Here is an 8,264-nt window from a genome sequence, read left to right on the forward strand (position 1 = left end):
GGGTACACGCTTCGCATACAGTCACTTCTTCTTAATTTAGCCTTCTTATTGCAGGGATTTCGCGTGCAAGACCTTAGCCCCGAGAAGCATGATGATAAGCATCGTGAGCGGCTCCTGCGAATTACCTCCTATGTGAAGGAAAACTACAACCGGGCAATCAATATCCAACAGTTGGCGCTTCAGGAATATTTGACTGTTCCATATTTGTCGCGGTTTTTCAAGGAATATATGGGTACCTCCTTTACAAAATATGTGAATGCGGTACGTTTGGACARAGCGGTAAAAGATTTGACATTTAAAAATCTATCAATTACACAAATCGCCCATGATCACGGGTTTCCGAACTTAAAATCATTTAATGCGGTTTTTAAACAATTTTATAGGCAAACACCTGGTGAATATCGGAAAATGGTCTTGAATGGACGTAGTGTGTTTCAGAAAAGCAGCGTGAGCCATTTTAACTATTTTGAAATGAATCCTTCACAAGCGTTCGAGTCGCTATTCAAATATCTTCCTGAAAGGTCCGTTCAAGTAACTTCAAGCTTATCTGTCCCCTTTACTTCACAAAAACAGACTAACAAGATTTCGCTAGAGTCTGAAGCAGCAATCGAAATTGCTCACACCTGGAAAAAGTTGATGACGGTGGGCAAAGCCAAGGAGGTTTTGTTTGCAGAGGTGCAAAAGCACATCGAGAGAGTGCAGCGGGAAATCGGCTTTCAGTATGTTCGTTTTCACGGTATTTTTGATGATGAGATGATGATATATGGCGAGAATGAACGAGGGGAAGTCAACCTAAACTTTGCTTATAGCGATTCATTGTTTGATTTTTTACTTGCATCAGGGCTGAAACCGTTTCTGGAGCTTTCCTTTCTACCGCGTCAGCTTGCGGGAGAGGAATGCGAGACTGTTTTTTATAAAAAGAGCATTGTAGGCAAACTTAAGGACCTTGGTAAGTGGAACCAGATGATTCATCAATTTATTGCGCATTACGTTCGAAAATATGGTATTCATGAGGTTCGACAATGGTATTTTGAAGTGTGGAATGAACCGGAAATCTATATTTTTTGGCCAGATACATATGAGGCATACTGCGAGCTGTTCATCTCCACCTATCAAACCATCAAATCCCTAGATCCCGGGCTGCGTGTAGGGGGGCCAGGTGTTTTGTCGATTACCTTGATGCAGAGGGATTGGTTGACCCGCTTTGTGCACGATGTGAGCATACGACAAGCAGAGCCTGATTTTATTTCCTTCCACAGCTACCCATATGATGAAGCACAAAGATACTCCGATGATATCCGGTTAGATTATGAGCAATACCCTAATCTTTTGTTTCAAAGTATTGAACTTTCAGCGGATACAGAATATTTATCGAAAGTGATAGCTAAATTGAAAGAAACCGTATCAGAAGCTTCAGGAGGTTATGCACCTGAACTTCATATGACAGAATGGAATGCCACGGGATCTCACCGTGACTTGGTAAATGATACGTGCTTTAAAGCGGCGTACATCGTGAAAAATGTGCTGGAGAATATGGATGGGCTACATAGTTTTGGCTACTGGACGGCGACTGACCTGCTTGAAGAGTTCAAAATGTCATCAGAGCTGTTTCACGGTGGCCTGGGTTTGATGACGTATAACGGCATACCGAAGCCAGCTTTTTATGCCTTCAGGCTGCTATCAAAATTAGGCCGCAATTTCGTTGATCGAGGTAAGGGATATTACATGACTAGAAGTGAAAAGGGGCTACAGGTGCTGATGTATGCTTATGTGCATATCGATTCATTGTACCGCAAAGGAGATGCCTCGTTAATTAGCCGTACGAACAGATACGATGTGTTTGAAGAAAGCGGGTCCAAAGAGCTGACATTGGAGCTAACAGACCTTCGACCGGGATCATACACGCTCAAACGACATACGATCAACAGGCAGAGTGGAAGCGCATTCGACTTGTGGGTGCAAATGGGAGCGCCCTTACAGATGGACACTGACACTGTGGACTATTTGAAGCAAGCGAGCTGCCCACAATTAACGTTTGAACAGGTCGAAATAGCGGGCACCTATACGTTAGTGACCACATTGTCTCCGCATGAAGTACAGCTGGTGGAACTGATTGGATGAATAGAGGGCTGGACAGTATAGGCAAACATTTGTCTTTATGATTCAGCTTTTTTCAGATAGCTGCTTCTGAAATTTGCGACGTTTATTTGGTAGGCCTTTATGGCGAATTTCTTAGTAAGTTTGTGTAATTCCGTTTTTCTTTGCTCTCCGTCTTTCATGTAAAACCCATCATCATAGAGCAATTGTTTTAATACTCTTTTTGCCGTATCAATAGCCAAGTTTTCTTTCTGTAACAGGAAATAACAAATGCTGTAACACTCTACTTCATAGTCCTTTAAACAGGATGCTCTTTCATTAAGTGTTTTCACCGCACTATCTCTCCTAACCTTTGTAATCATTGAGGTTGGGTCGTATGTTACCTCAGAACTTAAATGTAAAAATTAACTTTCAACCTCATTGTATTGGTCATTACCATAAAGCATAAGTACCAACTTTTTGTAGTACCGTTTAACTCGTAAAACAGGGTGACGAAAACGACTTCAGGACACGCCTTAGTGTGTGGTGATACATCCTTCAACGAAGTGGTAAGCAGCAATTATTCATTAACGGGGGAGACTAGAGTAGTCGATAATTCGGAGGATAAAAGCAACCAGCCAGCAGAGCACAAGAGGCTCTRCTGGCTGGTTGCTTTTCAATATTAAGGATACTAGTTGGAGCTACGAATCAATTTTGTAACGCTTCCCTCACTATTCTTAAACTTATTATTCGTGTTCAGGTTTTTCTGCAAGCCAATCTTCCAAAGCTGCTACACGTTCAGGGTGAAGATAGCTTCTAGCAAGGAAGCCTGCTCCATGTGAAGGCATCCTATCTTGATCCGTCGGTTGATATCGCAAGTCTACGCTCCAGCGTACTTCATCTGATTCATTAGGTGTCGACATATGGAGGCAGCGATCATTAAAGAGAATGGCGCTTCCAGCTGGAACCGGTAACACAACGGTTTTTGTTTTCCCAAGCTGGTTTTCTTTCAATGCTGTGTACCCCGTGCCAGTAGAACCTTCCGTATGCCATTCCAACAGCTTTGTGCGATGAGTTTTAGGCTTGATATTCAAACAACCATTAACTTCATTAGCATCAACAAGAGGAATCCAAACGGTAATGACGGGATTCGAATTTGCATCAGGCCAATATGATTTATCTTGGTGCCAAGGTACTGCCCCTGCTGCAACCTTCGGAATTTTGGGCCTTGTGTTATATACCGGATTTGAAAATAACTCACCGCCGATTAACGATTCCACAGCGTCCAAAATTTTGGGATTACTCATTAGATGGAAATAACCTGGTAGTCTGTCACGCCAGCTCCTTCCAAATTTAAGGAACTCTTCTGAGGTCAAATCTTTGAATAACTCTGCCAATCTGTATTTGAAGGGGCGATGCTCTAATTTATCGCTAATGAGTCCTGCTTGCAATAACTCTTCTGCAATTAATGATACCTTCTGATTCATCGCTTCCTTGGCAGGCTCCAAATCCTGTTCCGATAATAGATTGGGAAGCACAATATACCCTTGCTCATTATAGAAGTCGACCTGCTCTTTAGTTAAACTTCCGTTGCTTGATGGGATAATAATGGTATGAACCCTCCTTGTTGATACTTGTATTTGAATTTATAGTAGCAAATAGTAGGGAAATCTGTATTTAGATATGAGTACGATTGTTTATCAATACTTCCGGAAACATTTCTATATTATCGTCCATGCCTTTGTTATTATAAGGTCAAGGGGGAAGAAGTGAATATGAATACTGTCATCGAAATTTGTCCTATTATTAGAGTCGCTCATCATTATAAGTTCCATCACGAAAGAACGACTGGTGATTCGGGTCGCTTCGGGTATTGTTATGCTTTTCATTTCGTTGAAAGCGGAAGAGGAAAAATAATAGTACCGCCGAACTCCTATTCCATTCAAAAGGGTGATCTGATCTATCTACCACCCGCAAGTGAGCATTCTTTCCTTTCCGACCACGATAATCAGCTTTCTACCTATAATGTGTATTGTGAGTTGTGGCAGGATAAGCCAATAACGACTGAAATCCATTTGACATTTGAAATAGCAAAGCTTGATAAGCTGTTGTTAACACGTGTGATTAAGGATACCGAATTAGACCAGCTACCTTCAGTCATCCCTTTACAGCATCATAGCGGACTGGCCGAGATTTTTACTCATATCGTACAGCAGCATCAGAAAAAGGATGTTAATTTCAATATAATTACAAGTAGTTTATTAAAAGCATTTATTTTGGAGGTCATCCAAGTTTCTCAAAATAAACCGTTTATCGATCCTAGAATTAAGATCATCATGGAACGGATTCAGAGAGAAGCTAGTGCTGGATGTAACTACGAGAGCTGGCTGAAGTTAAGCGGCTTGAAAAAAACGCAGTTCCATCAGCTGTTCAAGCAAACGACGGACATGTCTCCTAAGGCATTTTGGACCAAAGCGGTCATGAAGCAAGCTGCTGTCTCCCTGATGGAAAACAATCTCTCCATAACAGAATTGGCCGACATTTTGGGATATTCATCCATTCATCATTTTACCAAACAATTTACATCCTATTATGGTGTTTCTCCTACTAATTTTCGTAAGCAACAACAATGATGGCGTTTAAAACATATTAATAATAGAATTCATTTCACAATTATACTGAAAATATATATTAGAACTAATTTGGTTAATTTTATGGTAAAATATTTTCGTAGAGCATGATGCACAGGGGGCAAAAATAATGGAGCATTTTATAGGCAAGACAGCGAAGCATGATGTTCTTAACGCATATGGCGTTACGATCGTTCCTGCCCAAACGATCCTTAATTATGAATCTATTCAAATCATGATTAAACATAAGGTAGATATAGAATCAGTTGTAATGGTCGAATCTCCAGTTAGAGAAACTTTTCGCTCAAGTGAGCTGATGCAGCATACAGTGGGGTTATCTAAAGTATTGTTTGAGTCGATACCTKCATTACGAAAGGTTCCTTTAATGGAGTTTCGGAAAGATATAGTGCCAGTAATTCAACAAATTTCTGAAACCGCAAACATATTTGATTTGTTTGAAACGATAAAAGCTAGAGATGAATATACGTATCAACATAATATTGGGGTCGGCGTTTTGTCGACGCTTATTGGGAAATGGATGAATCTAGATGAGTCAGAGCTTTCCATTTTGACGCTTGCAGCTACACTGCATGATGTTGGTAAAGTGAGAATTCCAATAGAAATTTTAAATAAACCTGGAAAGCTAACAGATGATGAATTCCAACTCGTTAAAAAGCATACCATCTACGGCTATGATTTATTAAAAAACACAGTGGGATTAAGCCAAAGAGTAGCACTAGTTGCTCTTCAGCATCACGAGCGTGAAGATAACCGAGGTTATCCATTAGGACTTGGCAAAGGCCAAGTCGATCTATTTAGTTCTATCGTTGCTGTAGCAGATATTTTTCATGCGATGTCTTCCAAAAGGCCTTATCATGATCCGCTTTCTTTTCATGAAATCATTAGGCAAATGAGTGATGGTAAATTTGGGGCTCTAAATCCACAAATCATATCCGTCTTTATTGAAAATGTTATGAAAAGACTCGTAGGAAAACGTGTAGTATTAACGAATAATAGTCAAGGAGAGGTTGTATACCTCAATCCTCATAGCCTTGAAACACCGCTAATTAAAGTGAAAGATCATTTTTTGGATTTGAGCCAGGACAGAGATATACATATTCGAGAGATCATTGCTTAGTGAGTTGAATTCTATAAATAGACCTAAGGAAGCCGTAAATGATGCTATCATTTACGGCTTTCTTTATATTAAAACATCACTTTATCGATCCCATTGCTTGAATCTTTGTTTTGACCTTCACATTGATTTCTGCTTTCGACAGGGTATCCTCCCAATTATCCTGAACTTTTTTCCAATGGGAATACTCATAAGCTCTCGCATACATTCCGAGCCCAATCGGGTCGATTTTGGCTTTTTGGATTTTTTTTATCAATTGAAGAAATTGCTTTTGCAGCTCGTCTTCAATTTCCTTTTCCAATTTAGGTGCTTCCCGCTTGACGTCAAAAGGAAATAAGCGCTCCTTTATGGATATTCTCATGTTAACTCCGATATCAAATATAAACTTGTCATCCTTATAGTTTGTTTTTGTTTTAACAGAAATGGCCTCAGGCAAAATGTTTAGAGTATCCTTATGGAAAATTCCCTCATTCGACAGTTCGGGAACGTGAATCGTAAATGAGAACTCCCCCGCTGTTTCATGCTGCATGATTCGGAGCAGTTGGGTTTCATCAGAATTAATGGACAGTTTGTATTTACCGGACTGCGCCAAAAGCGCTGAGCCCTTCAGTATAATTTGTCCATCTTTTTTAATCTCTGAAATACTAGGCGTTAAACCTTTTTCTACAAATTGACGGCGAAGCTCTTGAACGGTCGTTGCTACTGTAATATTTCTTTGGTGAGCGGTTTCAATCAGCTTTGTCAAATAGATAGGTAGACGTGGCTTGTCTTTGGGCTTGAACTTGATAACATCCGTAACAGGACCGTCAACCATAACGACTCGAGTCATAACCGTATTTTTACCATCCCTATAGACGACATCTAAAACAGGGAACCAGTCTTTGTGCTGTAGAACACGTTTGCCAATGAGCAGCATTTGGAGCTTGCCTCGGCTAGTTAAAGCAGTGACCGTGGCATCAAAATGTCGCTTGGATTCGCGAAGTGTAAGGGCTTGAACGAAAGTAGTCTCTTCCTTTTCTTTCGCCTCTGAATTAAATACAGGGCTGGTTGATGAAATGACAAGGCGGTTCTCTTCATCGAGATCAATTCCCAGTACCAGGGAAAGCGAGATGTCTTCAATATTGATTTGATCCACACAACCCGGAAGGATTGACAGTGCCATCAGCAAACAAAATAGGTAAACACGTTTCATTAAGATACTCTCCTCGTAAAACGTTTATAGAGAAGGACATACAGGTATAGAAAAAATGGAAACACATAGGCAAACCATAATCCTGTTTCACTTATATTTTTCTGCCATTGTTGCGCCTGATTCCATGATGGATGGACAGCAATAATAAGTGTAATAATTAGCAGGAAGAATACAGCGGCATATAGAGGTGGAGCTTCCTTCCCAAACAATTTGCCTGTGCTAAAGACCGCTCCAAACATATGAGTCAGCCAAGCGGTTGAAATGATAAATAGGTAAAGAGCTAAAAAAATCATGTCAAAGCGTTCAAGAAACCGAAATTCAACGACTTTCAAGAAACTCAGCAGTGGTTGATTATAGCTTGTAATATCATCGGGGCTGAAATATGTGAAGCAAAGTAAGGTGATTCCTAGGTAAACGATTAAAGTCAATGAATTGGCAATAATGACTCCACGAACAGCAAGCTCCTTTTTCTGTAGAAAAGGATAAATAAAAAACAAGCACTCAAAACCCTGAAAAGAATATATGGTCGTTTGTACTCCATCAAAAATTGGCCCCCATCCTTCTTTGATAACAGGAAGCATGTGAATCCAATGACTTTCTTTCAAAGGGACCATTAGGATAAGTGGCATCCAGAGCATTAGAAAAAAAACGAGTTCATTGTATCGTCCTAATACACGCAAACCGCTGCGAGCAACAAAATACCCTGGGACAATCAATAAAATCATGATCCGATAGTCCGGAGTTAGCGGTAAAAACCAGTGCTTTACGAAGAGCATGGTGAATGTAAGTACCGTATAAACAAATAATACAAAATAAGCAATGACTGGGATGATTAAAATCTTTCCGATGACTTTGCCAAATAGGCGATTTAACAGATCTGGCAATGTATCGGTGGGGTATTTTTTAAAAGCCAGCACGATTATAATACAGGCGATCATGCTGATGACATAGCCGATAAGGAGGGATATCCAGCCATCGGTTCCTGCTTTAATTGCCAAATCCATTGGCAGTGAGAATATACCTGTAGCTACTTGAGCTCCATGGACGATAAAAATAAACTGCATAAAAGTAATTTCATTTAAGGCGTATTTTTTCATGGTTCTTCCCCTTTCTGAGAATTATCTAGTCTGACAGATTGAACTGCACTAGTACTTTTAGGTCGCTTGATCATCGTCCATAGAGGCATACGAATAAATACATCTTTCATATCAGCAAATCTCCAAGGAGCTAG

The 8,264-nt window shown here is 40.2% G+C and carries 7 protein-coding genes; 3 read left to right on the forward strand and 4 right to left on the reverse strand.

Annotated features, from left to right (window positions below):
• Positions 1-2,121 (forward strand): GH39 family glycosyl hydrolase (locus AC1DWN_RS21855; RefSeq protein ID WP_477561014.1); only part of this gene is annotated, 2,121 nt, incomplete at its 5' end.
• Positions 2,122-2,156: 35 nt separating this feature from the next.
• On the opposite strand, the gene AC1DWN_RS21860 is transcribed toward AC1DWN_RS21855, so the two are convergent.
• Together AC1DWN_RS21860 and AC1DWN_RS21865 are read right to left on the reverse strand one after the other, a co-directional pair.
• A complete protein-coding gene (locus AC1DWN_RS21860) occupies positions 2,157-2,429 on the reverse strand; it encodes a hypothetical protein (RefSeq protein WP_477561015.1) in 273 nt (90 codons plus the stop codon).
• Between the two features lie 393 nt (positions 2,430-2,822).
• Entirely contained in the window at positions 2,823-3,722 is a 900-nt protein-coding gene (locus AC1DWN_RS21865; RefSeq protein ID WP_477561020.1) for a phytanoyl-CoA dioxygenase family protein, read from the reverse strand.
• Positions 3,723-3,851: 129 nt separating this feature from the next.
• Here AC1DWN_RS21865 and AC1DWN_RS21870 point away from each other — a divergent pair, with 129 nt between their 5' ends.
• Positions 3,852-4,709, forward strand: coding sequence for an AraC family transcriptional regulator (locus tag AC1DWN_RS21870; protein WP_477561016.1), 858 nt, complete (start codon positions 3,852-3,854; stop codon positions 4,707-4,709).
• 127 nt (positions 4,710-4,836) lie between these two features.
• Positions 4,837-5,844 carry an HD-GYP domain-containing protein gene (locus tag AC1DWN_RS21875; protein ID WP_477561017.1) on the forward strand — a complete coding sequence of 336 codons (1,008 nt, stop codon included), beginning with the start codon at positions 4,837-4,839 and terminating at the stop codon, positions 5,842-5,844.
• A 76-nt stretch (positions 5,845-5,920) separates the two neighbouring features.
• Here the strand turns inward: AC1DWN_RS21875 and AC1DWN_RS21880 are convergent, their stop codons facing one another.
• Together AC1DWN_RS21880 and AC1DWN_RS21885 are read right to left on the reverse strand one after the other, a co-directional pair.
• A complete protein-coding gene (locus AC1DWN_RS21880; protein WP_477561018.1) occupies positions 5,921-7,033 on the reverse strand; it encodes a Ger(x)C family spore germination protein in 1,113 nt (370 codons plus the stop codon).
• Positions 7,033-8,130: a GerAB/ArcD/ProY family transporter gene (locus AC1DWN_RS21885; protein WP_477561019.1), complete on the reverse strand. Its 1,098-nt coding sequence runs from the start codon at positions 8,128-8,130 to the stop codon at positions 7,033-7,035. Before AC1DWN_RS21885 ends, AC1DWN_RS21880 begins: the two co-directional genes overlap by 1 nt.
• Between the last annotated feature and the right edge of the window lie 134 nt (positions 8,131-8,264).

The sequence above is a fragment of the Paenibacillus sp. P4_A7 genome (assembly GCF_056402455.1).